General features: G+C 60.9%; 23 protein-coding genes, 2 tRNA genes and 1 rRNA gene. 14 read left to right on the plus strand and 12 right to left on the minus strand.

The window, feature by feature from the left end; all coding sequences use genetic code 11:
- Positions 1–323 precede the first annotated feature (323 nt).
- Positions 324–1,106: an SDR family oxidoreductase gene (locus ACWICV_RS10210; RefSeq protein ID WP_454090980.1), complete on the plus strand. Its 783-nt coding sequence runs from the start codon at positions 324–326 to the stop codon at positions 1,104–1,106.
- 144 nt (positions 1,107–1,250) lie between these two features.
- Positions 1,251–1,367 (plus strand): 5S ribosomal RNA (rrf, locus tag ACWICV_RS10215).
- A 128-nt stretch (positions 1,368–1,495) separates the two neighbouring features.
- Here rrf and ACWICV_RS10220 read toward each other — a convergent pair.
- The 3 genes from ACWICV_RS10220 to ACWICV_RS10230 form a co-directional block, all read right to left on the minus strand.
- Positions 1,496–2,563, minus strand: a complete 1,068-nt coding sequence (locus ACWICV_RS10220) for an ABC transporter ATP-binding protein (protein ID WP_105659109.1) — start codon at positions 2,561–2,563, stop codon at positions 1,496–1,498.
- 65 nt (positions 2,564–2,628) lie between these two features.
- Positions 2,629–3,408: a trehalose-phosphatase gene (otsB, locus tag ACWICV_RS10225; protein WP_454090981.1), complete on the minus strand. Its 780-nt coding sequence runs from the start codon at positions 3,406–3,408 to the stop codon at positions 2,629–2,631.
- A 41-nt stretch (positions 3,409–3,449) separates the two neighbouring features.
- Complete coding sequence (locus ACWICV_RS10230; RefSeq protein ID WP_332503258.1) at positions 3,450–4,913, minus strand: alpha,alpha-trehalose-phosphate synthase (UDP-forming); 1,464 nt, start codon at positions 4,911–4,913, stop codon at positions 3,450–3,452.
- Positions 4,914–5,313: 400 nt separating this feature from the next.
- Between ACWICV_RS10230 and ACWICV_RS10235 the strand changes: the two genes are divergently transcribed.
- From ACWICV_RS10235 to ACWICV_RS10255, 5 genes are all read left to right on the plus strand, one after another.
- Entirely contained in the window at positions 5,314–6,180 is an 867-nt protein-coding gene (locus tag ACWICV_RS10235) for a DsbA family protein (RefSeq protein WP_332728156.1), read from the plus strand.
- A gap of 171 nt (positions 6,181–6,351) precedes the next feature.
- Positions 6,352–6,425: transfer RNA gene (locus tag ACWICV_RS10240), tRNA-Thr, on the plus strand.
- Between the two features lie 164 nt (positions 6,426–6,589).
- A complete protein-coding gene (locus ACWICV_RS10245) occupies positions 6,590–7,540 on the plus strand; it encodes a DUF808 domain-containing protein (RefSeq protein ID WP_332487740.1) in 951 nt (316 codons plus the stop codon).
- Positions 7,541–7,662: 122 nt separating this feature from the next.
- A complete protein-coding gene (locus tag ACWICV_RS10250; protein ID WP_402473898.1) occupies positions 7,663–9,297 on the plus strand; it encodes an HsdM family class I SAM-dependent methyltransferase in 1,635 nt (544 codons plus the stop codon).
- A complete protein-coding gene (locus tag ACWICV_RS10255; protein ID WP_105659115.1) occupies positions 9,294–10,226 on the plus strand; it encodes a hypothetical protein in 933 nt (310 codons plus the stop codon). The genes ACWICV_RS10250 and ACWICV_RS10255 overlap by 4 nt, the downstream gene beginning before the upstream one ends.
- A 4-nt stretch (positions 10,227–10,230) precedes the next feature.
- Here ACWICV_RS10255 and ACWICV_RS10260 read toward each other — a convergent pair whose 3' ends face one another.
- On the minus strand, positions 10,231–10,848 hold the full coding sequence (locus ACWICV_RS10260) for a GNAT family N-acetyltransferase (RefSeq protein WP_332487736.1): 618 nt from the start codon (positions 10,846–10,848) through the stop codon (positions 10,231–10,233).
- 410 nt (positions 10,849–11,258) lie between these two features.
- Here ACWICV_RS10260 and ACWICV_RS10265 point away from each other — a divergent pair.
- Positions 11,259–11,335: transfer RNA gene (locus tag ACWICV_RS10265), tRNA-Val, on the plus strand.
- 56 nt (positions 11,336–11,391) lie between these two features.
- Here the strand turns inward: ACWICV_RS10265 and ACWICV_RS10270 are convergent.
- Positions 11,392–12,438 (minus strand): LLM class flavin-dependent oxidoreductase, encoded by a 1,047-nt coding sequence (locus ACWICV_RS10270; protein WP_105661591.1) that lies wholly within the window; start codon positions 12,436–12,438, stop codon positions 11,392–11,394.
- 201 nt (positions 12,439–12,639) lie between these two features.
- Here ACWICV_RS10270 and ACWICV_RS10275 point away from each other — a divergent pair, with 201 nt between their 5' ends.
- Entirely contained in the window at positions 12,640–14,310 is a 1,671-nt protein-coding gene (locus tag ACWICV_RS10275) for a threonine/serine exporter family protein (RefSeq protein WP_105659118.1), read from the plus strand.
- Here the strand turns inward: ACWICV_RS10275 and ACWICV_RS10280 are convergent.
- Entirely contained in the window at positions 14,307–15,080 is a 774-nt protein-coding gene (locus tag ACWICV_RS10280) for a uracil-DNA glycosylase (protein ID WP_454090982.1), read from the minus strand. The two genes, ACWICV_RS10275 and ACWICV_RS10280, sit on opposite strands and share 4 nt — an antisense overlap.
- 156 nt (positions 15,081–15,236) lie before the next feature.
- Here ACWICV_RS10280 and ACWICV_RS10285 point away from each other — a divergent pair, with 156 nt between their 5' ends.
- The 3 genes from ACWICV_RS10285 (at position 15,237) to groL (ending at position 18,109) form a co-directional block, all read left to right on the plus strand.
- Positions 15,237–15,527, plus strand: a complete 291-nt coding sequence (locus ACWICV_RS10285) for a DUF3263 domain-containing protein (RefSeq protein ID WP_454090983.1) — start codon at positions 15,237–15,239, stop codon at positions 15,525–15,527.
- Positions 15,528–15,569: 42 nt separating this feature from the next.
- Positions 15,570–16,175, plus strand: a complete 606-nt coding sequence (locus ACWICV_RS10290; RefSeq protein WP_105659121.1) for a LytR C-terminal domain-containing protein — start codon at positions 15,570–15,572, stop codon at positions 16,173–16,175.
- A 296-nt stretch (positions 16,176–16,471) separates the two neighbouring features.
- Positions 16,472–18,109 (plus strand): chaperonin GroEL, encoded by a 1,638-nt coding sequence (gene groL / locus ACWICV_RS10295; protein ID WP_105659122.1) that lies wholly within the window; start codon positions 16,472–16,474, stop codon positions 18,107–18,109.
- Positions 18,110–18,208: 99 nt separating this feature from the next.
- Here the strand turns inward: groL and ACWICV_RS10300 are convergent, their stop codons facing one another.
- The 5 genes from ACWICV_RS10300 to ACWICV_RS10320 form a co-directional block, all read right to left on the minus strand.
- Positions 18,209–19,099: a DUF4031 domain-containing protein gene (locus ACWICV_RS10300; protein WP_332727399.1), complete on the minus strand. Its 891-nt coding sequence runs from the start codon at positions 19,097–19,099 to the stop codon at positions 18,209–18,211.
- A gap of 43 nt (positions 19,100–19,142) precedes the next feature.
- Entirely contained in the window at positions 19,143–19,433 is a 291-nt protein-coding gene (locus ACWICV_RS10305) for a WXG100 family type VII secretion target (RefSeq protein WP_038990044.1), read from the minus strand.
- Between the two features lie 111 nt (positions 19,434–19,544).
- Positions 19,545–21,083, minus strand: a complete 1,539-nt coding sequence (locus ACWICV_RS10310; RefSeq protein ID WP_332498331.1) for a sensor histidine kinase — start codon at positions 21,081–21,083, stop codon at positions 19,545–19,547.
- A 52-nt stretch (positions 21,084–21,135) separates the two neighbouring features.
- The gene (locus ACWICV_RS10315) at positions 21,136–21,843 is read right to left on the minus strand and encodes a response regulator transcription factor (protein WP_105659125.1); all 708 of its coding nucleotides are present in this window, start codon (positions 21,841–21,843) and stop codon (positions 21,136–21,138) included.
- Between the two features lie 58 nt (positions 21,844–21,901).
- Positions 21,902–22,120 (minus strand): hypothetical protein, encoded by a 219-nt coding sequence (locus ACWICV_RS10320; RefSeq protein ID WP_105659126.1) that lies wholly within the window; start codon positions 22,118–22,120, stop codon positions 21,902–21,904.
- Positions 22,121–22,374: 254 nt separating this feature from the next.
- Between ACWICV_RS10320 and ACWICV_RS10325 the strand changes: the two genes are divergently transcribed.
- Together ACWICV_RS10325 and ACWICV_RS10330 are read left to right on the plus strand one after the other, a co-directional pair.
- On the plus strand, positions 22,375–22,758 hold the full coding sequence (locus tag ACWICV_RS10325; protein ID WP_038990235.1) for a cold-shock protein: 384 nt from the start codon (positions 22,375–22,377) through the stop codon (positions 22,756–22,758).
- Positions 22,759–22,761: 3 nt separating this feature from the next.
- Entirely contained in the window at positions 22,762–23,370 is a 609-nt protein-coding gene (locus ACWICV_RS10330; protein WP_400291498.1) for a DUF3027 domain-containing protein, read from the plus strand.
- Positions 23,371–23,444: 74 nt separating this feature from the next.
- On the opposite strand, the gene serC is transcribed toward ACWICV_RS10330, so the two are convergent.
- Positions 23,445–24,566 (minus strand): phosphoserine transaminase, encoded by a 1,122-nt coding sequence (gene serC / locus ACWICV_RS10335; protein WP_105659128.1) that lies wholly within the window; start codon positions 24,564–24,566, stop codon positions 23,445–23,447.
- Positions 24,567–24,796 lie beyond the last annotated feature (230 nt).

A 24,796-nucleotide genomic window follows, 5' to 3' on the forward strand; every position in this document is an offset into this window, starting at 1 on the left:
TGAGGGTGTGGGAGAGTAGGTCACCGCCGGACTTAACTTGAGTAGATGGTTTGAGGCCCTGGTACCGTTTGGTGCCGGGGCCTCACCTGTTTAACGAGAAGGGGAGGGGGAATTGGGCAGCTGGTGCTGCTTGGTTCCTCCTCCCCTCCTGCTTTAACCTCGATAGCTGCTAAGCGACTAAGGCAACCATAAACACTTGACTTAGGCATCATTGTTCAAGGGGTCACTCGAAATGGGCATAGTGTGGGATATGAGCGAGGCTGCGACTGACTCATCGACGGTGACTCGACTCGTCTTCCAATTGCGAAAGAGGGAAACCGAACGTGAGAACTTATGTCGTTACTGGCGCTGCTTCCGGTATTGGCGCGGCCACTGGAGAATTGATTCGAGAACGTGGGCACAAGGTCATTGGAGTTGATCTACGCGATGCTGAGGTAACTGCTGACCTATCGACGCAGGCGGGCCGGCTAAGCGCCATCAGCCAGACCATAGAGCATTCCGAAGGCAAGATTGACGCGGTCATCGCGGCCGCAGGCATCTCGGCTCCTAAGGCGATTACCGTCTCGGTAAACTACTTCGGCGTAACCAGGTATCTGGAAGGCCTGCTGCCTGCATTGGGACTCTCGCAGTCACCACGCGTGGCCGTGGTTTCCTCGATGGCCTCGATCCAGCAGAATTCCGCTGAACTCGTTGATGCGTTGCTTGCAGGCGACGAGGAAGCAGCCCTGGCCATTGGTGCAGCCTTGGAAGCCGCTGGCCCGCGATCCGGTTACCTGAATTACCCGTCCTCCAAGCGTGCGCTGAGCCGCTGGGTTCGCCGCGAGTGCATCTCGGAGAAGTGGGCCGGCGCAGGGATCCCATTGAACGCTGTGGCTCCTGGCACCGTGATCACCAACATGACTCGGGACCTATTGGCGACAGAAGAAGGCAAAACGATGGTTGACCAGAATGTGCCGATGCCATTGAACTACCACTCTGAAGCCGTGGTAATTGCCAAGCTACTGCTGTGGCTAACGAGTGCAGAAAATACTCACGTCACCGGGCAAACGATTTACTGCGATGGCGGTGCCGAGGCTACGCTCCGCGGGGATGATATCTGGAGCTAGCCCAGTTAGCTGGGTATGGCGAAGGACACTATTGGTAACGCGTTCTGAAGTGGCGCATCCACTGCGTGCTTGATATAGTTATGGAGTTGTCGCAATCGCGAATGACACCGTAGTTTTCCCATGGCTAGCCATGAGGTATAGAGTTACGGCGATCATAGCGTGGGGGAAACGCCCAGATCCATACCGAACCTGGAAGCTAAGACCCACAGCGCCGATGGTACTGCACTCGGGAGGGTGTGGGAGAGTAGGTCATCGCCGGGCATAATTTGCCGAAGGCCCCGAACTTTTGTTCGGGGCCTTCGATGTTTAACCGGACTCTCGCGCAGCGGACTTAAAGCCAATGGCGGCTTGGAGTTCAATTTCCAAGCCGCCATTGGCGCTAGCCAGTATTAGGCGTTGTCCAAGCGCAGACCGCTTTCCGTATCAAACAGGTGCGCGTGCTGCAGATTTGGCGCAATATTGATGCGCTGTCCACGTGCGGGCGGCGTACGGCCGTCAACACGAACCACGACTATCTGAGTTTCGCCGCCTAGCTCTGCCGAACCGTAGATGTAGGCATCTGCGCCGAGCTCTTCAACAACGTCGACAACAATCTCCACGCCTTCGCCGGCACCGACAATCTCGATGTCCTCTGGACGGAAGCCCAAGGTGACTCCACCCTGTGCTCCCGGCGCATCGATAACAGCTGAACCGAAAGCAACCTGTCCATTGGCAGACTGTAACTGCACCAGGTTCATGGCAGGGGACCCAATGAAGCCTGCGACGAAGACATTGCGTGGGCGATCGTAGAGCTCACGAGGAGTGCCTACCTGCTGCAATTCGCCGTCCTTGAGTACGGCAACGCGGTCACCCATAGTCAAGGCTTCCACCTGGTCGTGGGTCACGTACACGGTCGTGACACCGAGTCGGCGGGTCAGCGACGCAATCTGGGTACGGGTCTGCACGCGCAGCTTTGCATCGAGGTTGGACAGCGGTTCGTCCATCAAGAACACCTGGGGCGAACGAACGATGGCGCGACCCATGGCCACACGCTGACGCTGGCCGCCAGACAAGGCCTTGGGCTTGCGGTCCAAGTACTTCTCCAGATCGAGAAGCTTGGCTGCTTCCAGCACGCGCTTCTTGCGTTCCTCCTTGTCGACGCCGGCGATCTTCAAGGCAAAGCCCATATTCTCGGCAACGGTCATGTGGGGGTACAGCGCGTAGTTCTGGAAGACCATGGCGATGTCGCGGTCCTTAGGCGGAACGTTGGTCACATCCTTATCGCCAATGAGAATACGACCGGAGTTTACTTCTTCCAAACCCGCGAGCATGCGCAGGGTGGTGGACTTGCCGCAACCCGAGGGGCCGACCAGGACAAGGAATTCTCCATCTTGGATTTCCAAGTCGATAGCGTCGACGGAAGGCACAAGTGCGCCCGGGTAAATACGGGTGGCCTTTTCAAAGGTCACAGTTGCCATGATGACAATCCTTTCACGGGCAGGTACGTGCCCGACGATCCGTAGTGAAAGTGAGTTGGGACACTTCAGTGTCGCATGGAAATCAGACTTTTCAAAAGGTGTGGTAATTCACTTGGCGAAAGGATATTATGCGCGGCCGCAGTTGGTCCAGGTCCCACCTTGATGCCCAGATCCGCTGCGCCAAGAACCTTGAATCCGTTCTCGTCGGTCACGTCATCACCGACAAAAAGGACCGCTTGGACGTCGAGTACTTCACGCAACCACTGCAGGCTCTGGCCCTTATCACCGTGATGCACGGTGGCCTCTAGCACCGCTTTGCCTTCAAGCAGTTTGATGCCATCCAAATCACCTAGCGCCTGCCGCGCCTGTGCCAGGGCCGTGGCAGCAACATCAGGTGTTGCCTGGCGGACGTGCAGGACCGTGGCCGACGGTTTGTACTCCACGCTGGCGTTCGCGTGCATCGCAGCAACTCGTTCCAGGCGCTGGGTAATTTGTCCGAGCAGCTCGGACTGCCTAACGGTCAGCGGCTCATCGTGCCAGATCGCGCCCAGCTGTGGCGGAACCATGCGCTCGGCGCCGTGCGAACCAATGCGAATCTCTGGACGAGGCTCAGGATAGACCTCGCTCAAGGACTGCAGGTTACGCCCCGACACCACCGCGGTGTATACCCCGGGACTGGAAGCCAGCTGCTCGAAGGCAGCAGCAGACTCTTCCAGCGGCCGGGCCTCTTGCGGCCGGTCAACCAGCGGGGACATCGTTCCATCAAAGTCCAAAGCAACTAGTACCCGCTGATGGGCAGCAAATTCAGCCAGCGCGGCCTGCAGGGCAGGGTCAAGGTCAGGCAATGGTATTCCTCATCGGAGATCAGGATTCCTGTCGGAATCTTCTAGCGAACGATTTCGTGCACGGAGGTGGCCGCGTTGATCTCGGCCAGCTCGGCCAGGAAGTCCTCGGACCACTTCGAGACGTCGTTGAGCGCCAAGTGGCGGTTCATGCGTTTCATCCGGCGTTCCTGCTCTGCCTCATTCATCTGAACCGCTTCAACGATCCTGGCCTTCATCCCGTCGATATCGTGCGGGTTGACCAGGACAGCCTGGGTCAGCTGATCTGCAGCTCCGGTGTACTCCGAGAGCACCAGTACGCCGCGACCATCCTGGTGCGCAGCGACGAACTCCTTGGCCACCAGATTCATCCCATCGCGCAGGGCCGTGACCAGCAGGACATCGGCTGCCAGATACATGGCGATCATTTCGCGCAGCGGATAGGACTGGTGCAGGTAGCGCAGGGTGGTGTGGCTCAGGGTGTCATGCTGGCCGGTGATCTGCCCGACCATGAGCTCCACCTGATCACGCAGCTCGATGTAGCTGTCCACGTTTTCCCGGCTGGGGCTGGCTACCTGGATCAGGCAGACATCACCGGCGCGCAGAGTCTGGTCGGAGAGCAGCTCGCCATAGGCCTTCAGGCGGTGGCGAATGCCCTTGGTGTAGTCCAAGCGGTCCACGCCCAGCATGATGGTTTTCGGATTGCCCAGCTCATGGCGGATCTGGGCGGCACGGGCAATGATTTGCGGATCGCGTGCGAGCTTGGCGATTTGCTCGGTATCGATGGAAATCGGATGCGCATTGGCACGGCAGAGATTCTGCATGTCGTTACCGGCTGGGGGCGAAGCCACATCGCCCTTGGTGGAGTAGTCGGTGAACCGGCGCAAGCAGCGCAGGAAATTGCTCGCATCGGTTTCGCGCTGGAACCCGACCAAGTCCGCGCCGACCAGTCCCTGCAAGATCTGGGTGCGCCAGGGCAGCTGCGAAAACAGGCTGGCCGCCGGGAACGGTATGTGCAGGAAGAAGCCGATTTTCAGATCGGGTCGCGCCAGCCGCAGCATCTGCGGAACCAGCTGCAGCTGGTAGTCGTGGACCCACACGGTAGCGTTCGGAGCAGCGATTTCCAGTACGGCATCGGCGAATCGCTGGTTGATCCTCTTGTAGCGGTCCCACCAGGTGCGGTGGTACTCCGGTGGCACGATGACGTCGTGGTAGAGCGGCCAAAGCGTCGAGTTGGAGAAGCCCTCGTAGTAGAGGGTCAGGTCATCCTCATCCAGGGGGACCGGAACCAGATGGATGTCATCCTTGTCGAAGCTCTCCAGCTTCTCGCCGATACCGCCATGCCAACCCACCCAGGCACCTTCGGACGCAGCCATGACCGGTTCCAAGGCGGTAACCAAACCACCGGGCGAACGCTGGAATCCTTGCGATCCGTCAGGGTTGGTGATGCGGTCCACCGGAAGGCGGTTGGCTACAACCACAAAATCGTAGGAATATTCGGTCTTTGTACTCGGCGCTGGGGTACCCACTGCAAACCTCCTGGTTTGTTCAATCTGGTTCACCGGCGTGGTGCAGATTCGTCGGTTCTGAGTGAATGACTTCTCGTCAAATTTCCTCGCTCTTGCTATTTAGCCTAGTGAAAACTGACTGCTAAGGGAACGAAGAGACGGATTTCTCCGTCATATGGGCTACTTCTGCGCATGTGCCGCGTGGTCAGCAAAGGACGGGCAGCAAAGAAACGATATCCGCCGATGGCTTGGTTTAACGCTCAACTTAAGGTTTCCGAAGCACTTTGGGTGCTGTATGCGAAAGATATGTGAGTCCTGTGAAGGTGGGGGAATCTTGAGTTTTCAAGGATATTGGCGCTCGGAGTTGGCTAAGCTTGACTCCAGATGATAGTTGTCCGCTGACCAAGGAACCGCCAAATTTATGTCTACAAATAATCCGCGCCCATCGAAGGCAGAGCGAACCGCGAGTGCCCGAGAGAAGGCGGCGCAGATGCGTGCCGCTCAAGATGCCGCTCAGAAGCGCAAGTCGCTTTTCGTGAAGCTGGGCGTATTGGCCGCAGTCATTGTGGTCATCGCACTGGTAGTTACCTTGATCGTGCAGAACAACAACGCAAAGGTGGCAGACTCCGGCGCCGTGCCGCAGGGCGGTACCGCAGCCGGTGGCATCATGGTCACCTCGCCGGACACTGTCGCAGAGAAGTCCATCGAGAATGTGGATATCAAGACGCTCGAAGCGCCTGCCGAGGCGCCATCGCCTGCTACCCCACGCGACCTGACGGTGGCTGAAAAGGGCGAACCGATCAACATCGCCATGTACGTTGACGCCAACTGCGTTCACTGTGCAGACTTCGAGGCTACCTACGGGGACCAGATCGAGGAATGGCTGGCCAACGGCGACGTCACCGTTGAATACCGTAACGTCGGCTACCTTGACCGTGGTTCAGCAACCAACTTCTCCTCGCGCGGCGCCAACGCATTGGCTTGCGTCGCCGACGAAAGCCCAGAAGCCTACATGGGCTTCGTCAAGGCGCTGTGGGGCCACTACCCAGAGGGCGAGATGAAGAACGCCGAGCTGGCCGATCTGGCGATCCAGAATGGCGCTGCGCAGTCCGTTGAAAGCTGCATCGCAGATGACAAGTTCCGTCCATTCGTCCAGTACACCACTACTGCCGGCCAGTACGATGGCGTGGCTGGCACCCCATCGATCTTCGTCCAGGGCGAGGTAGTCGATCTGGCAAAGGAAGACTTCCCAACCGCAGTGAAGGAAGCAATCGCTGCCAACAAGTAAGTCGAACCGGTAGCCTCTGGACAATTGTTCGGGATCCGGTAGTATCCTTATTGATCTCGCACCCCGACCGATGGGAAGGAAGCCAATGCTGGCTTCCTTCCCATCGGCATTTAACTCGGAGCATCGCCAATTCGCAGTGCCGCAGGGTTTTCGGATATTCTTATTCGGTACGCCCCCTTAGCTCAGCTGGCCAGAGCGTCTGTCTTGTAAACTGAAGGTCACCGGTTCGAATCCGGTAGGGGGCTCTGACCTGGTCCTGACCAGCAACGGGAACCGTGTCCATGAATCTTCATGGCGCGGTTTCTTTTTTTAGCCCCAGATCATGCCCGAGCCAGCGTCGCGCCTATGGCAGGCTCAAAGATCCCGCCGGTAGAATTCTTCGCAGAACCTATATTTGAAGGAGCCGACCATGGCCGGAGGCCTTGCAGCACTATTGGACGACGTGGCGGCGCTGGTGAAAGTCACCGCGGCATCGCTTGATGACATCGCGCTGGGCGCTGGCAAGGCCAGCACCAAATCGCTAGGCGTCGTCATCGATGATGCGGCAGTCACCCCGCAGTACGTGGCCGGGCTCTCGCCCAAGCGCGAGCTTCCAATCATCTGGAAGATCGCCGTTGGGTCTATCCGGAACAAGATGCTGTTCATCCTTCCGGTGGCGCTGGTCCTATCGCAGTTCGCTCCATGGGCGCTGACCCCGATCCTGATGATCGGTGGCGCCTATCTGGTTTTCGAAGGCGCCGAGAAGCTGCTTGAGGCGATGGGCGCGATCAAGCACCACACTCCGGGCGGCAAGGAGGGAGTGCGCGACGAGAAAGCGATCATCGGATCGGCAGTGCGCACAGACCTCGTGCTTTCCGCGGAGATCATGGTCATCTCGCTGAACGAGGTGTCCCACGAGCCGTTCTTGAATCGCGCGCTGATCCTGATTGTGATCGCCATCCTGATGACCGTCGTGGTCTATGGCGCCGTGGGCTTGATCGTCAAAATGGACGACATCGGCCTGCACATGGCCGCCAAGCCGCGCCAGCTCACGCAGAAGATCGGGCGCGGCCTGGTCAAGGCGATGCCCATCGTGATGTCCATCCTGAGCAAGGTCGGCGTGATCGCGATGCTCTGGGTCGGCGGGCACCTGCTGCTGGTCGGCATGGACGAACTGGGCTGGCACGCACCGTACGGCTTCGTGCACCACGTGGAACTGCTGGTCCACGACGCGACCGGCCAGGCCGGCGCCGTGCTGGGCTGGCTGGTGAACACCGCCTTCTCCTGCCTTGCCGGTTTCATCATGGGTACCGTGATTACCGTCATCATCCTGGGCATCCAGAAGCTGCGCCACAAGGGCAAAGCCGAAGCAGACCACTAGGAACAGGAATCAGCCAGATGCCCGCGCACGTAGAATAGAGAAGTTGCCGCCCGGACTCGGTCTACCGGTCCAGCCCAACTGTCTGGCCTACGTGGAAAGATCGATGCGTGTTGAGTAGAGAATTGACAGATCAGGCCACCGCCCGCCATGCGCGCGGAGCCTACTTCACCCCGGAACCCGTTGCCAGCTTCATGGCGCAGTGGGCGCTGGGGGAGCAAGGATCCAGGGTCCTGGAACCCTCCTGCGGTGAAGCGCAATTCCTTGCCGCTGCCCATCCGGTGCTCGCAGATGGCCGAGACCGGGTCGAGCTGGTGGGCCTGGAACTGCACGAACCATCGGTGCAGGCCGCCCGTGAACGGATGAGCGCCGCCGGGATCGACGCGCGCATCGAGCACGCCAACTTCTTCGAGGTCACCGGCAACGCCGAGTTCGACGCTGTCATCGGCAACCCTCCCTACGTGCGCTACCAGCTGCACCGCGGGGCCGACCGGCGGCTCTCGCGCGCCGCGGCCAAAGCCTCGGGCGTGGAACTGAATGAACTTGCCAGCATCTGGGCCGCTTTCGTCGTGCATGCCACCAGCTTCCTTGCCGTCGGCGGGCGCCTGGCCCTGGTGCTTCCGGCAGAGCTGATGTTCGTGAACTATGCCGGGCCTGTCCGCCAGATGCTGCTTGAACGCTTCGCCAGCGTGCACCTGGCCGTCTTCGAAGAGCGCTTGTTCGCCGACGCGCAGGAAGAAGTGGTGCTGCTGCTGGCCGAGGGCTTCCGCGAAGGGGCTAGCGGTTCCTTCAACCTGCACCAATTCCGCAATGCGCTGGATCTGCAAGCCCTGGGCGAAGGCACCCGCCACACCCCGGTGCGCATGAACGAGCGCTGGACCGGTTCCCTGGTCGGCCTCGAAGCCCAGGGGATCTTGTCGGCGGCACTGGCCGCCGGCCGGATGGCGCCGCTGCAGTCCTGGGGCGAAACCTCGCTGGGCGCGGTCACCGGCAATAATAAGTGGTTCACCCTCTCGGCCCAGCAGATCCAGGACCTGGGGCTGGCCCGCGAGGACCTGATCCGGATCTCGCCTCCGGGCTCGCGCCACCTGCGCGGGCTGGAATTGAGCGAGGACGGCTGGGAAAAGCTCGCCGAGCACGGGGCAGCTGCCTACATGTTCCGCCCCGGCGCGGAACCCAGCGGCGCCGGTGCGCGCTTCGTGGCCAGCGGTGAACTGCAGAACGTCGACCAGGCCTACAAGTGCAAGGTGCGCTCGCCGTGGTGGCGGGTGCCGGTGCTCTCGGTGCCGGACCTGTTCATGACCTACATGAACGCCGACACCCCGCGGTTGACCGCCAACGAGGCCGCGGTGCACCACATCAACTCGATCCATGGGGTGTACCTCGGCGCCGATGCGCGCGAGCTGGGCCGCGAGCTGCTCCCGGTGGCATCGCTCAATACCCTGACCATGCTCGGAGCCGAAATGGTGGGCCGCTCCTACGGCGGCGGCATCCTGAAGCTGGAACCGCGTGAAGCCGACCAGCTGCCGGTCCCGGCGATCGGCATGGTGCAGCGCTATGCCCGGCAATTGCGTGCCATCAAGCCGGCGGTGCGTGAACTGCTGGTGCAGGGGCGCAAGCAAGAGGCCACCGACCTGGTGGACGGCGTGGTGCTCGAGCAGCTGCTCGGCTTGGAGCCGGATGCGCTGGAGGCGGTCCGCACTGCGCGAATGAATATGCTCGAACGCCGCAAGGCCAGAAGCAAAGCCGTGAGGGGATGAACGTGGCCAATCCTGCGATCGAAAAGACCTTGGCCTTTGCCGAATTCGATACCACGTTGATGTCAGCGGCGAAGGATTCGCCCTGGCTGGGCAATGGCGCGGTAACCGAGGAATTCAACCCGTCCTTCCCGGTGCTCGAACGCCTGCTGAGCATCCCGGTCCGCAACAAGGCGGTCACCCGATCGGGCCGCTTTGCCCAGGGCGTGGACGCATGGCTGGCCCATGAATTGCGCCGTGCCGGATTCGATGCGGATCTGGTGTGGCCGCGTCCCGAGGCGCCCCGGGTCTTGTCCAGCGACATCCTGGAACTGCTGCGCAAGCTGCCGGAGCGGCTGGCCGACGAGGTGCACGAGTCCATCATGGCGGGCAAGGCGGGCAGCATCGACGCGCGCATCCTGGGCCGCGCCTACATGAAGCAAACCGACGTGGTGATGACCCATTGGTCCACCGGTCCCGAGCTGCTGCTCAGCACCAAGGCGATGACCTCATCCTTCGGCAAGAACCTGGCCAACCGCTATGAAGAGGCCTATGGGGATGCGGCTAACCTGCGGGCCCGCTACCCGCTGGCAGCCGTCGGGTTCTTCTTCGTGCAGCGTGCCACGATCCTGGAATCCGAGCCGGCTGCCTTCCGCCGCACCGTGGACATGATCCGCAAGCTGCGCGACTTCGGCGACGGCTTCGGGTACACCGCCACCGGCCTGCTGCTGGTGGATTGGGATGAGAGCGCAGAGGATCCAGAAGTGAAATGCGTCCACGCTCCGGTGCCAGCGGATATTGCCGCGCCGCAGTTCCTCAACGCCATGGTCGATGCGGTCCTGAAGGTCACCCCGATTGACCTGCACGAGGCCGCTCGCGCTCGCCGGGCCGGAGAAGTTGCCCCGCTGCCGGGCCACGGCTCCGTGGACGAGCAGCAGGACGCCCTGTTCTAGGCGGTCACATCACCGGCACGGCGGAGGCCGAATCATCGGATCCGAACTGCGCGGCGAATCCCTGGACCGGGGCCGGGCCGGCCATGAGGCTCGGGGCTGGCATCGCACTTTCGGGAAGGTGGATGGCCACGTGGTCCTCGGAGGCCTGCGGCAATTGCGCGGCCCACTGCCATGCGGCCTCGGTGGCCCGGTAGATGAACTTCAGCTGCCCATCGTGCTCGAAGCTGCGCTCGCGCTGCCACAGCTCCGAGCGCTCGTAGAAGGCCCAGGATGCCGGGTTCTGCGAATCGATGACGCTGATCGGGGTTTTGCCCGAACGCAGCGCGTGGGCAAGGCGCAGCGACGTCGCATGCTGGCGGATGCCCAGGCGGCGGTAGTCCGGGCGCACGGCCATGCAACCGAGCTCCACGGCATTCATCGAAGAAGTCGGGGCAATGATGGAATCATGCACGAGGCCTGCGGCAACCAAGGTGCCCTGGTCGCGCACGGTCACAAGCAGCGAGAGCCGGTCGAACTTCTGGTTCCAGCGCTGGTCGACCAAGGGGTAGAGGGTCGCTAATTCGGCGCGCTGGGCCGGCTGAACGCATAGGGATGACAAGGAAAAGTTCAGGTTTTCAAACACTGGGGTACGGTCCTAAATTCTAAGAACGAACGAAAGATGAGGCTTTTGCGCGGTGGAAAAATCCACTGCGCGGTTTCGTTGGCCTTGAGGGGACCGATGCCGGCGGCTTCCGGCAACTTCCTTGTAGGGTCCAGTTTGAGCTCGATGAGCTAGAAAAATTATGGAGTCTAAAGTCCCTTTTTGACAAGTGGAAATGGGTACTTTTAGGTGAATCGCAAATAAACTATTCGGCGTTGTTTTTCTGCTCTACTCATTGCCTGAACCACGACTGTTCGAACCTGCGCTCGAAGCGGCATTTCGGCGTGTTCCGGGGGCGGAATCCGGGCGCTGGAACCGGTGGCCGATTTGGAGTGAGGTCCACGGCCCGGTAGGATTGCTTATGCGCTTGGCTTGCAAGTCAGGGCGCAGATGGATCTTTAGCTCAGTTGGTTAGAGCGTTCGCCTCACACGCGAAAGGTCGCTGGTTCGAGTCCAGTAAGATCCACCAAGAACGAAAGCCACCGCAATGCGGTGGCTTTCGCTGTTTCCGGGACAGCCAGGATCCTAGGCGCCAAGCAGCTGGTGCACCATGGGCTTGACCTCTTCTCCGAGCAACTTGATGCTGTTCATCATCGCCTCGTGCGGCAAGGAACCGGCAGAGTACTTGATGTCAACGCGCGACAAGCCCAGCTGCTGGGCCACCTTGGCCATCTTCCGTGCCACAGTTTCCGGGCTGCCGGCCATCATGGCTCCCTCGGGCCCCATGGAAGCCTGCAAGCGCATCTTGCTGGCCGGCGGCCAGCCTCGTTCGGCGCCCAGCCGATTCATGGTGCGCTGGTAATGCGGCCAGAGGGTTTCCAGGGCCTCCTGGTCGGTGGAAGCCACCAAGCCATGGAAGTGCGCCGAGACCGGCAATTCTCCATGGCCGAACTCCTTCAGCGCACGGCGGTAGAGAGTGGCCAAGCCTTCGAAGGCCGAGGGCTGGCCGCCGATAATGGCCAAGCACAACGGCAAGCCATGCCGGGCCGCGCGGGTTACCGACTGCGGGCTGCCACCCACACCCACCCAGGTGGTCAAGGGCTGGTCTTCCAGCAGCGGGTAGATCTGCTGGTTGCGCAAGGCGGCGCGGTGCTTGCCCTGCCAGGAAACCGGCGTGCCGTGGCGGAGCTTGGCCAGCAGATGCAGCTTCTCTTCGAACAGGTCCTCGTAGTCTTCAAGATCCAGGCCGAAGAGCGGGAAGGATTCAATGAAGGAGCCACGGCCTGCGATGATCTCCACTCGCCCGTTGGAGATCGCGTCCAAGGTGGCAAAGCGTTCGTAGACGCGCACCGGGTCGTCGCTGGAGAGCACGGTCACCGCGGTGCCGAGCTTGATGCGCTGGGTAGTGCTGGCCAGGGCGGCCAGAACCATTTCGGGGGAGGAGATGGCATAGTCATCGCGGTGGTGCTCGCCGACACCGAAGAAATCAAGGCCCGAGGCTTCGGCCTGCTGCCCCTCGGCGATGACATTGCGGATCACCTGGGCATGGCTCAGCGGGTTGCCCTGGGCATCCTCGGTGATGTCGCCGAAGGTCTCGGCTCCGATTTCTGGCAATGGGAACTGCGTATTCATTGGATCCTCCGGATTATATGCAAACACATCTAACTTCTGCATGGTGCAACCAACTGCCGAGCGCCGGTATTCCAGTGGCCGAAAATACCCTTAAATGTGTTCGGCGATACCTCCCGAATTCGCCACGTTCCCGACAACTTTTCATGCACGGGTTGTATGGTGAATCCCATGGGAAAAACTTTGGATGAGGGGGCATGATTCGTGGCGCATCGATCTAGCGAGGAACAGGCCGCCTCGTCGAATGCCGTAGGCGAGGATCCGGCTCCGCTAGCTGGCGTCTTGCCCCGCATTGCCACTAGTGAGATCAACATGGGCTTCCATCCGGCAGAGCCCGCCGAAGAGCCGGCAACGGCATCTGAATTGCCGCTCAATACGGCGGTCAGCGCCAACGTGGCGGCTGCCGATGTCTCGGATATCGAGTGGCGCACCGGCCAGGTCCACACCACCGATGAGGGCATTACCCTCATGCCTACCCGCGCCAACCCGGTGGCCCGTCGGCTGCTGGCGAAAATGTGGATCTCGGATACCCCTCCCACTGAGGCGCTGAACATCGTTGAGCGCCTGCAGGGCACCCCCTACGCCAACCCCAAGGTCAATGTGGACCAGGACGCGTCCAACCGGCGCACCATGGAGTTCGCGCTGGATTTGGGCGAGACCTTGATCCGCTACGGCGCAGGCGCCTTGGAAGTGGAAACCAGCGTGATCGCGGTGACCGCGGCACTGGGCTTGAGCCACTTGGATGTGGACATCACCAACCAGTCCCTGCATTTGAACTACAGCCCGCCGGACGCCGAAAGCTACTCGGTGCTGCGTGTGGTCCGCTCCTACACCTCGAACTACGCCGGCATGGTGCTGGTGCACGAACTCGTCTCGGATATCATTGCCGGCGGCGTATCGCGATCCGTTTCAGCGAAGCGGCTGAAGGACATCACGCGGCAGCCCAAGCCGTTCCCGCGCTGGATCGTCGCCTGCGGCCGGGCCGTGTTCGCGGCCGCGTTCGTGCTCTTCATTGGCGGCTCGTGGGCTGGTGCGCTGGTGGCGATGCTGTCCTCGAGCCTCGTGACGCAGATCGGCCGATACGGCTCGCGCTGGAGAGTGCCCGAGTTCTTCACTATCGCGGCCTCGACATTGGTGGTCACCGGCATTGCCTTGCTGGGGCATCAATTCCACGCTCCGCTGGATCCGGCGCTGGTGGTCTCTGGCGGCATCTTGCTGCTGCTTCCGTCGGGCAGATTCGTTTCGGCATTGCAGGATGCCATCAACGGCTTCCCGGTGACAGCGGTAGGCCGGTTGTTCTCGGCCAGCCTGATCTACGGGGCGATCCTCTGCGGAATTGCTACGGCCCTGGTGATCTCGGATCTGCTCGGGGGAGAGAAGGTCGACGTTCACCAGATCGTCCAAACCGACTATCCGGCCTGGCTGCTGGTGGTCTTGGTGGGCGTGGCCATTGTCGCCGGTGCGGTCACCGAGCAGAGCGCGCTGCGCCTGCTGCTGCCTACCGCCGGCATTGCGGTCGGCGGCTACCTGGTGCAGCTGCTGGCTGAAAGCATTGGACTCGGAGACCGGGCCACCCCGGCGCTGGTCGCCACGGTGATCGGTTTCGCCGCGCGGCTGGCAGCGGACAAACTCCGCTCCCCGCAGCTGGTGCTAGCGGCTCCTGCGGTCATGTTCCTGCTTCCGGGCCTGATGATCTTCCGCGCAATGTACGGCATCGTCATCAACGTCAATGACACCGCCACGGGACTGGTGGAGATGTTCAACGCCATGGCGATCATGCTCTCCATCGCTGGCGGCGTCGTCTTCGGCGATACGCTGTGCCGTCCATTGACCTCCAGCGCCCGGCGTGAGCGCCGGCGGATCCGCCGACGCTAGGCTTTCGGCAACGACCAGTCAATCGGCTTCTGTCCGCTGTCGGACAGGAGCCGATTGATGCTTGAGAAGGGCTTGGAGCCGAAGAACCCGCGCGAGGCTGAGAGCGGCGAGGGGTGGGCGCTTTGCAGCTGCACGGCGTTGGACAGGGACTCGGAGAGTTTCTGCGCATGCTTGCCCCAGAGCAAAGCCGCCGGAGGCCGCGGACGGTCATTGAGCGCGGTGAGGATGGCATGCAGAATTGGCGCCCAACCCAGCTTCTGATGCGAGCCGGCATTGCCAGCGGCTACGGAGAGCACCTGGTTCAACAGCAAGACGCCTTCTGAGAGCCATGGACTGAGATCCGGATGCGCAACCGGATCCAGCCCCAGATCGGACTGCAATTCCTTGTAGATATTGGCCAAGGAGCGCGGCAGCGGTCGCACCTGCTTGTTGGCCGCGAAGGCCAAACCATTTGCGTGGCCGGGTGTCGGATATGGGTCTTGGCCAACAATTAGGACCTTGACTTCGGACAATGGCAGGCTCAGTGCGCGGAACATCACCTCCGGTGCCGGCAGGATCTGTTCACCGGCCGCCGAACGGGCCGCCAAATCGGTGGCCAGGGAACGCAGCAACGAGTCCTGCTCGCAGAGTGCCGGTACCCAGTCTGCAGCGATAAACCCGTGGTCGGCCATGGATTGGGCACCATGGTAGAACGGGAAATCAGCCGCTTCGTACACTGGTGTCCGTGCTGGCTGGGGTGCATCGAAAAGTGCTGGCTGCAAATCGTCCATAGGGGTAATTGTGCCGTTTTTCTGGCGTGCCTGTGCTCGGCCACACGGTGTTAGGCAAGCAGATTGGTTAGAATATCGGTGGTATGTCTACCGATGGTGGATTACATGCATAACCGAAACCCGAGAAAACTGGTCCAATGACAGAGGTGAGAACGTATGGCTGAGAATGAATTGCTGGTGGATTTCGTCATGAGCCCGGATTCGGAATTGGATGAGCGTTCGCAACAGATCCTCAACCTGGAAAAGTTGTGGTGGAAGTATGCCGGGGCCAAGGAACAAGCCATTACCAAGCAGTTTTCGATGTCGCCGACGAATTATTACCAGCTGCTGAACCAGCTGATTGAAACCGACGCGGCACTGGCCTACGACCCGATGTTGGTCAAGCGCCTGCGCAGAGCACGTTCCACAAAACGTCGCGTGGGCGGTAAGGTCGGCACGGGACGATAACCCTGCCTGCCGTGACCAATCAGACCTCGAGCAAGGACAAGAATGACCAACTACCCGCGTGACGAATTTGATCGCGTTCCGGAGTTCAGCACCCGTGTGGGTTCGCACCACGCCCACGGATGGGCGCAGTCCGCCGCGTCGAAGTCAACCGGTGGGAAATTGCGCTGGGTAGTGCTGACCGCTGTACTCGTGCTGGTGATCGGTGCCTTGTCCTTCATCTTCGGCCCCCAGCTCAAGGAGACCCTCGCGACTTCCACGGGAAGCGACACCTCGCAAACCCAGGAAGTCACCGCTGAGCCCTCCGTGGAACCCACACCTAGTGAATCCGCATCGCCAACGAGCACCATCGATGACGAAGACGTGCTCTACGGCCAGCTGATTGGCGTGTACAACGCGGCAAGTGTTGCCGGTCTGGCTAATGAAGGCGAAGACGCCATGGCCGAAGCCGGGTTCACCAGCATTGTGGCCGACAACTGGACCAGGCCCGCAGAAGTCTCCACGGTTTATTACATGTCCGAGTCCTACCGGACTACCGCTGAAAAAGCTGCAGAAATCCTGAATATCGACGAAGTTCTGCAGACCAGCAACATTCCGAACCGGGTCACCGTGGTTCTGGGCTCCGATGACACCCTGGGGCTAAACGAATAATTCGTTCATAATTCCATTCGCTCAGAGCCGATCGGCTTGCACTCGCCATGCGAGAGTGCCAATATTTGTATTAGCACTCATGCGTTGCGACTGCTAACGCCGGTCGGCTTTTGCGTTCTCCAAGAACTCCATGAAGCACCGGACAGCGGATGCAGGGCGTGGGCGTGGAAAATACCTCAGATAGCGAGAGCTGAAACGGTTGCTGGCCCGATGCCGCACCGGTCCACTCGTCCGTCGCGGGCGCTGTCTGTCGGTTGCATTTTCGCAAAATCGTCCCGAAAGGACCGTACGCCACAATGGCTAAGATGATTGCATTTGACGAGGAAGCACGCCGCGGACTTGAGCGCGGCCTGAACACCCTTGCTGACGCGGTGAAGGTCACCCTGGGCCCACGCGGCCGCAACGTTGTTCTGGAAAAGAAGTGGGGGGCTCCTACTATCACCAACGACGGCGTGTCCATCGCTAAGGAAATCGACCTCGAAGAGCCTTACGAGAAGATCGGCGCAGAGCTGGTCAAGGAAGTTGCCAAGAAGACCGACGACGTCGCTGGCGACGGTACCACCACCGCAACCGTGCTGGCACAGGCACTGGTCAAGGAAGGCCTGCGCAACGTTGCCGCAGGTGCTGACCCAATCGCACTGCGCCGCGGTATCGACAAGGCCGTAGAAGCTGTTACCGCTGAACTGTTCGCCGCTGCGAAGAAGGTCGAATCCAAGGAGCAGATCGCTGCTACCGCTTCGATCTCTGCTGGCGATCCGGAAATCGGCGCACTGATCGCTGAAGCTCTCGACAAGGTCGGCGAGCAGGGCGTTATCACCGTTGAAGAATCCAACACCTTCGGCCTGGAGCTGGAGCTGGCAGAGGGCATGCGCTTCGATAAGGGCTACATCTCCGCTTACTTCGTCACCGACGCTGAGCGCCAGGAAACCGTTCTTGAGGACCCTTACGTCCTCATCGTGAACTCGAAGATCTCCTCGGTCAAGGACATGGTGACCTTGCTGGAGAAGGTCATGCAGTCGAACAAGTCGCTGCTGATCATCGCCGAAGATGTCGAGGGCGAAGCCCTGGCTACCCTGATCCTGAACAAGATCCGCGGCCTGTTCAAGTCCGTTGCTGTCAAGGCTCCGGGCTTCGGCGACCGTCGCAAGGCCATGCTGACCGACATCGCTATCCTCACCGGCGGCCAGGTTGTTTCCGAGGAAATCGGCCTGTCCCTGGACAACGTAGGCCTGGAAGTCCTCGGTACCGCCCGCAAGGTCGTTATCACCAAGGACGAGACCACCATCGTTGAAGGTGGCGGCGAAGCCGACGCCATCGAGGGACGCAAGGCCCAGATCGCAGCCGAGATCAAGAACACCGACTCGGACTACGACCGCGAGAAGCTGCAGGAGCGCCACGCAAAGCTCTCCGGCGGTGTCGCTGTGCTGAAGGCCGGCGCTGCTACCGAGGTCGAGCTCAAGGAGCGCAAGCACCGCATCGAAGATGCCGTGCGCAACGCCAAGGCAGCTGTTGAAGAAGGCATCGTCGCCGGTGGTGGCGTTGCACTGATCCAGGCTGGCGCTGCAGCATTCGAGAAGCTGGTTCTGGAAGGCGACGAAGCTACCGGTGCGAACATCGTCCGCGTTGGCATCGAAGCCCCGCTGAAGCAGATTGCCCTGAACGCTGGCATGGAGCCAGGCGTTGTCGCTGACAAGGTCAAGGGCCTGCCAGCAGGTCACGGCCTGAACGCTGCAACCGGCGAATACGTCAACCTGCTTGAAGCTGGTGTCAACGACCCAGTGAAGGTGACCCGTTCGGCACTGCAGAACGCGGCATCGATCGCTGGCCTGTTCCTGACCACCGAAGCTGTTGTCGCAGATAAGCCAGCTCCTGCTGGCGCTGCCCCAGCCGGTGGCGATGACATGGGTGGCATGGGCGGAATGGGCGGCTTCTAAGCTTCCCGCACGCACTAAGCACGCAGTAATCGCGCCGATGGCCCGGATCCTTTCGAGGAATCCGGGCCATCGGCCGTTTAACGTGGGACAAGCGTTGCACTACAGCCAGCTGTGCAACAGCTCCAGCTCGGTGCCCAAATTATTCCGCGCGCGCTGCTCCCAGCGCCGGGATCCGGCTTCGGTGCCGTAGATCAGTTCTTTCTCCAACAGGCCGCTGAGGATCTTGCTGCGCCCGGAAGCAAGCACATGGCGGGGAAGATGCCCGTACTCCTTGTAGATCGCCTCGGCGTAGCGCTGGTAGGCCGGAGCGGGGCGGGCCAGGACCTCCAGATCGGCATCGCAGAGGATATGGCCCAGGCGATCGGTTTCTGCCGGGGCATGCTTGGCGGTGAGCATGACCAGCCCGCTGACCTTCGAGACGGCACCAGGGGAGAGGACTCCCCACAGCCGTTCACGGGCCAAGGTGGCCGACTTGAACTCGTCCTCGCTGGTTCCAGCGTAGACGGCGTCGTGGAACCACGCAGCGAGTTGGAGCAGCATGAGCTCTTCGGGATCGGCCTGGCCTTCAGCCAGCCAGTCGATGGCTTCGAGCACGGAGAGCAGATGCACCCGGTCGTGGTAGTGGCGATGGCTCTCGGACCAATAGCCCAACAGCTCGGTTCCGAGCTGAGGCTCGGTGGGCAAGGTGCGGGACCACCGCCGGGTGAGGACGGTTCCCAGCTTCTCCGGACGGTATTTGGCTGGTATCCGAATCCCGGACTTGACCAGTGCGCGGACCAGCTCGGATCCGGAGACTTCAAGGGCGCCAGCAGCCACGAGCCGATCGTAGCGTTCGCGAGGCACATCGTAGTGATCCCGGTCGAAAGCTCGGCGGGAGATTTCTTGCTGCCCGGCGAACTCATGGAGTTCAGCCAATGAAGTATCCGACACCAAGTGGGCAAAGAGCGTGCCGTGGGCAGGCCAGCGCGGCGGGTCGATCAGAATGCTCATAAGGCTAAGCCTACTGATCAACCGGCCGTCGCGCCTGCGCTTTTCAGTAACGGAACAGCGAGGTGTTGACCTGCTCGACCTCTTCGTACTGCATGGAGGCATGGTTCAGGGCCGTGGCAATGCTGCTCAGCGCCTCTTCGATCTGCACATGGGTTGAGCGCCATTCGGCCACGATCGACTGGAAGGAGGCCGCGGCGGAACCCTGCCAGGTGCTTTGCAACTGGTCCAGGTTCATTTGCATGGTCGAGACCTCATTGCGTAGCCGGTCAATGGTGTTCATGACGGCCTGGGATTTAACCTGCATCTCGCCGGTGTTGGTGGAGAACGTACTCACTGGAATCGTCCTTTCTGGAATGAGCGGTTTGATCACTGATGCACTCACCTTAGAAGCACCACACCCCGTGCTGGTCAAAACCGGCACGGGGTGTGGAGAAAGCCAATGGCGCTAGTCTTCCGTATCGTCGACTTCCGGTGCTTTCGGTTCGCGCAGCGGCACGTAGGGCATGGAGATGGACATCGTGGCGCCGCCGCCGGGGGTATCTGCCAACGCCACCGAACCTCCGTGCTGCTGGACGATGGCCGCAACAATGGCCAAGCCCAGGCCGGAACCGCCGGTCTCGCGTTGGCGCGAGCTATCGGAGCGGTAGAAGCGTTCAAAAATGCGCTTGGAATCCTCGGCCGGGATGCCCGGGCCGTGGTCGCGGATTTCAACGACCGCGTCCAGCGTTCCAGCCACCAATGAGCGCACGCCGACGGCAATTTCCAAGGGGGAACCTTCCGGGGTGTAGCGCAGCGCGTTGGTGAGCAGGTTGGCGATGATCTGCCGGATGCGGGCATCATCACCGACAGTGCTCGCTGGGCTGGGGCGTTCGGACACGAGCCCCACAAGTTTGACGGTACGGTCCGGTGCACGGACCTTGGTGTCTTCCACCGCGTCCTGGCCCAGGACCAGCAAATCCACTGGCTGCTTTTCCATGGGGCGCTGCTCGTCCAGGCGGGCGAGCATCAAGAGGTCCTCAACCAGGCGGGCCATGCGCTTGGATTCGCTTTCGATGCGGCCCATCGCCGAGTCCATGGCCTCCGGATCCGCCAGCCCGCCGTAGCGGTAGAACTCCGAATAGCCCTGGATGGTGACCAACGGGGTACGCAGCTCATGCGAGGCGTCCTGGATAAAGCGGCGCATCTTCTGCTCGGAAGCCTCGCGGTCGTTGAACGCCTTTTCAATTTGGGCCAGCATGGCGTTGAGCGAGCGCGAGAGCCTGCCCACTTCGGTCTCTGCGGGATAGTCCTTCACGCGCTGGGACAGATCGCCATCGGCGATCATCGACGCAGTGCGCTCCACATTGATCAGCGGCTTGAGCGAACGCCCGGTGAGCCCGTAGGCGATCATCGACATCAGCAGGGCCGCAAGCGTGCCGGTGGAGAGCACCAGCACCGCAGTTTGGTTAACGGTACGGTTCACATTATCCAGCGGCATGGACAAGAACAGGTTCAGCTCGCTGCTCTTCAACGGGATCATCACCGTACGCCAACCAGCGGAGGTGGGGAAGGCGCCGGGGACCGTGGCAGGGGAGTTCGGGTGGGCTGCCAGCTGCTGGATCTGTTCCATATTAAGCAGCGGCAGGTCCGTGCCGTTGGAAGGACCGACCCGCGAACGCGGCATCACGTAGACGATCTCGCCGTCCTGGTCGCGAATGTCAGCGTAGGCGCTGCTGAGCCCGAGCAGCGTGGCATCGACATCCAAGGCGTCATGGCTGCCGTTGTCCTCGTTCAAGGAGTAGAGGTAGGCCTTGTTCAGCCCGTAGGCCATCGTCGACTTGGACACGTTCAGCTGCTTGTCGATCTGGCTGGTCATCGCGATCCTCAGCGTATGCGCCGAACCGATAGCTGTAGCGAAGATCGCGACGATCATCAGTCCAAACATGACCGCGACCAGTTTGGTCCGCAACGAGGTGCGACGCCACTGGGCTCGAAATGACTTCATATGCTGACTTTACAAGGCCTTCAATTATTGGCGCGGACCGTTACGTGTGCCGTTAGCGGCGGTCTGGGGTGCGCATCAGGTAGCCCACGCCGCGCTTGGTCTGGATCAGTGCAGGCCACTCCGGGCGGTCCACCTTGCGACGCAGGTAGGAAATGTAGGATTCCACGATCGAGGCATCGCCGTTGAAGTCGTATTCCCAGACATGGTCCAAGATCTGCGACTTGGACAGTACGCGGTTCGGGTTCATCATCAGGTAGCGCAGCAGCTTGAACTCGGTGGGGGACAGGTCAATGATCTCCCCGGCACGGCGCACCTCGTGGGCGTCGTCATCCAGCTCAAGGTCGGCCACGATGATGGTCGCGTTCTCGTCCTCGCCATTGGCGGTACGACGCAGGACGGCACGGATGCGGGCTACGACTTCATCCAGGCTGAATGGCTTGGTGACATAGTCGTCGCCGCCGACGGTCAAGCCAGTGACCTTGTCGCTGGTGTCGTCGCGCGCGGTCAGGAACAGCACCGGGAAGTGTCGGCCAGCGGCGCGCAATTTCCGGGTAATGGTGAAACCGTCCATGTCAGGAAGCATGACGTCCAGGACGGCCAGGTCCGGCTCCTCGGCTTCAACGGCGGCGAGGGCTTCGCGTCCGTTGGCAGCAGCGACAACTTCGAAGCCTGCAAAGCGCAGGGAAGTGGAGAGCAGTTCGCGGATATTCGGCTCGTCATCGACAACGAGAAGTTTTGCCTCAGCAGTTTTTGGACTCATGGATTACAGTGTGCCGAAGAAGTCTGGGAGTCAGCTGAGTGAATGCTGAAGCGAGTGGCTAGCTTTTTCGGCGCCTGGCGACGTTTCCGAAGACCACGATGGCGGCCAGGATGAATGCCGTTGGCAAGCCCAAGCGCGCAAAGAGCATCAGCAGCGGCGGGATGGCTATCTCCTGGAAGTAGAAGACGAGGGTTCCGACCAGCGCCAAGGCGGAAAGGATGGCGATGATGATCGCCAATCGGGAAAGTGCAGTCATGGTTTTGGATGAATCGCTCACGCTACCAAGTTTAGCCCCGGAGCCATGGGCGACAGGCGGAATGCGAAGATTGCCGGGCAAAGATGAATTCACCGCACGAGAGATGACATAATCTTAGATAAAGGACTTGAAGCGATCCAGCAGATTGAGCACCCGGCAAGACGCAGAGAAGAATTCCGGCAGTGGCTCCGCCGGATCGCACATATGAATATGCATGGCGCTGAGCAGGCCTCGGCCATGCAGCTTAGCTACAAGAACGAACGAGGTAAATGATCATGCCTAGCGGCAAGGTTAAGTGGTACGAAAAGGCCAAGGGCTTCGGCTTCATCACCGCCGAAGATGGCAAAGAGATCTACGTCAATGCCGCGGCATTGCCCGAAGGCGTGCATGACCTGCGCCCCGGAACCCGCCTGGAATTCGGCGTTGCCGAAGGCCGCCGCGGTCCACAGGCACTGAGCCTGCGCTTGCTCGAAGCCGCTCCATCGGTCGCACGTGCCAAGCGCAAGAAGCCCGAAGACGAGGCAGTGCTGATCGAAGATCTTATTAAGCTGCTCGACAACGTTTCCAATAGCTTGCGCAATGGGCGTTATCCTGAACAGGCATATGGCAAGAAGGTTGCTACCGTACTTCGTGCGGTAGCCGACGATCTGGACGCATAAATAATGGCCCGTAAACCCAAGTTGGACACCATCCTCGCCGAGGCAGTGGATACTGCTCGCGGCGCGCTCGCAGAAATTGCCGGTGCGTCAGAAATCGGCGAACACCTAGGCGTCACGGCGGAAGGTGAGCGACTTGTCACCCATCGTTTTGTCTCCCATAAGTCGGGATATCAAGGATGGACCTGGTTCGCCACGCTTGCGCGGGTCTCACGGGCAAAATCCAAGGACCTGACGGTTTGCGAAGTAGGCATTATTGCAGGGGAGCAGTCATTGCTCGCTCCGGCATGGGTGCCATGGGCCGACCGCCTGGCAAAGGAAGAGATTGAAGCGGCCAAGGCCGCCGAAGCCGCAGAGGACTTGGCCGGGACCGGCGGGGAAGCCGACGGTCCTGAAGCTTCGGAGCCAGCGAAGGAGCCGGATCCATCGGATCCAGGCGCCGAGGCTCAGGATCCGCAGACCGAAGCCGAAGCGGACGGCGCCGAAAATGACGATGACGCTGTGCAGCAGCATAAGTCGCCGGCACGTCGCCAGGTACGCCGCCGTCGCACGGCGCAGCGCACCGCAGCCCGTCGCCGGGCAGCGCAGCGTAATCGCACGCGCAAGGAAAACTAGGCAATAGCGGCAAAGACCTTCGCACAACGATGATGAACCGTTGTGCGAAGGTCTTTGGCTTTAATCGAGGGTTCTTAGAGCTGCTCGATCACGTAGTCGATGCACTTGAGCAGTGCTTCGACGTCGCTTGGCTCGATCGCAACGAAGGTGGCGATCCGCAGCTGGTTGCGGCCCAGCTTGCGGTATGGTTCCACGTCGACAACGCCGTTAGCGCGCAGTGCCTTGGCAATTGCCGAGGCATCGACCGAGTCATCGAAGTCAATGGTGGAGATGACGTTCGAGCGGTGCGCTGGGTCGGCCACATAAGGGGAAGCGATTTCGGAAGCCTCGGCCCAAGCCCGGATCATCCCTGCGGACTGTGCCGTGCGCGCTGCCGCCCACTTCAGGCCGCCGTTGGCATTGATCCACTTGATCTGCGCATCCAGGCCCACAAGAGTGGTCAGCGATGGCGTGTTGTAGGTCTGGTTCTTCAAGGAGTTATCCAGCGCGGTCGCCAGGTTCAAGAAGTCGGGGATCCAGCGGTCGGTTGCTGCAATTTCCTCGATGCGGGCAATCGCGGCGGGAGAAACGAAGGCCAGCCACAGGCCGCCGTCGGAAGCGAAGTTCTTCTGCGGAGCGAAGTAGTACACGTCGGTCTCGGACAGATCCACGTCCAGGCCTCCGGCGGCGCTGGTGGCGTCAATGACTACCAGTGCATCGTCGTTGGCGCCAGCAACGCGCTTGATCGGCGCCGCGGCACCGGTTGAGGTCTCATTGTGCGGCCACGCGTAGAGGTCTACGCCGGCTTCGGCTACGGGTTCAGGTACGGTGCCCGGCTCGCCGACAATGATGGAGGAAGGTTCCAGGAATGGAGCCTTGTCGGTGGCTTTGGCGAACTTCGAGCCGAATTCGCCGAAGGACAGGTGCTGCGCCTTGGAACGGACCAGGCTGAATGCAGCGGCATCCCAGAACGCGGTGGATCCACCCACGCCGAGAAGAACTTCGTAACCCTCTGGTGCGCTGAACATTTCCTTCAGGCCGTCCTGAACCGAAGCTACGAGGTTCTTGACCGGAGCCTGGCGGTGGGAGGTGCCCAGCAGTTCGGCGCCGGCATCGACGATGGCCTGGATCTGTTCTGCGCGAACCTTGGAAGGTCCTGCACCGAATCGACCATCGGCGGGCAGAAGGTTTTCTGGAATGTTGATATCCGTGCTCATCGCGCTCCTCTTGTAGCGATAGATTGAAGTGCCATAACGGCCACCATTACCCATGGTTTGGAATATTGACAGATAGCCTTGGCGTTTCAATAGATATCTTCGCAAATAGCGGGGTGTCGTGAGAAAAGCGCGTCGGTCGGTTACGCCGAGGGCTTGGCGGGTTACAGGGCTTTCTGCAGCTCCGACCAAGTAGAGTGGGATATCGACGCCACGTAAATTTCGAGCGAACT

The organism is Glutamicibacter sp. NPDC055354 (assembly GCF_053644955.1).

Bases quoted from the DNA above. Each gene is read 5' to 3' on its own strand.
- ACWICV_RS10300 (WP_332727399.1), bottom strand. From the start codon at position 19,099: ATGAGCATTCTGATCGACCCGCCGCGCTGGCCTGCCCACGGCACGCTC.
- ACWICV_RS10315 (WP_105659125.1), bottom strand. From the start codon at position 21,843: ATGAGTCCAAAAACTGCTGAGGCAAAACTTCTCGTTGTCGATGACGAG.
- ACWICV_RS10235 (WP_332728156.1), top strand. From the start codon at position 5,314: ATGTCTACAAATAATCCGCGCCCATCGAAGGCAGAGCGAACCGCGAGT.
- ACWICV_RS10280 (WP_454090982.1), bottom strand. From the start codon at position 15,080: ATGGACGATTTGCAGCCAGCACTTTTCGATGCACCCCAGCCAGCACGG.
- ACWICV_RS10255 (WP_105659115.1), top strand. From the start codon at position 9,294: ATGAACGTGGCCAATCCTGCGATCGAAAAGACCTTGGCCTTTGCCGAA.
- serC (WP_105659128.1), bottom strand. From the start codon at position 24,566: ATGAGCACGGATATCAACATTCCAGAAAACCTTCTGCCCGCCGATGGT.
- ACWICV_RS10270 (WP_105661591.1), bottom strand. From the start codon at position 12,438: ATGAATACGCAGTTCCCATTGCCAGAAATCGGAGCCGAGACCTTCGGC.
- ACWICV_RS10290 (WP_105659121.1), top strand. From the start codon at position 15,570: ATGACCAACTACCCGCGTGACGAATTTGATCGCGTTCCGGAGTTCAGC.
- ACWICV_RS10310 (WP_332498331.1), bottom strand. From the start codon at position 21,083: ATGAAGTCATTTCGAGCCCAGTGGCGTCGCACCTCGTTGCGGACCAAA.
- ACWICV_RS10285 (WP_454090983.1), top strand. From the start codon at position 15,237: ATGGCTGAGAATGAATTGCTGGTGGATTTCGTCATGAGCCCGGATTCG.
- ACWICV_RS10325 (WP_038990235.1), top strand. From the start codon at position 22,375: ATGCCTAGCGGCAAGGTTAAGTGGTACGAAAAGGCCAAGGGCTTCGGC.
- ACWICV_RS10245 (WP_332487740.1), top strand. From the start codon at position 6,590: ATGGCCGGAGGCCTTGCAGCACTATTGGACGACGTGGCGGCGCTGGTG.
- groL (WP_105659122.1), top strand. From the start codon at position 16,472: ATGGCTAAGATGATTGCATTTGACGAGGAAGCACGCCGCGGACTTGAG.
- ACWICV_RS10330 (WP_400291498.1), top strand. From the start codon at position 22,762: ATGGCCCGTAAACCCAAGTTGGACACCATCCTCGCCGAGGCAGTGGAT.
- ACWICV_RS10220 (WP_105659109.1), bottom strand. From the start codon at position 2,563: ATGGCAACTGTGACCTTTGAAAAGGCCACCCGTATTTACCCGGGCGCA.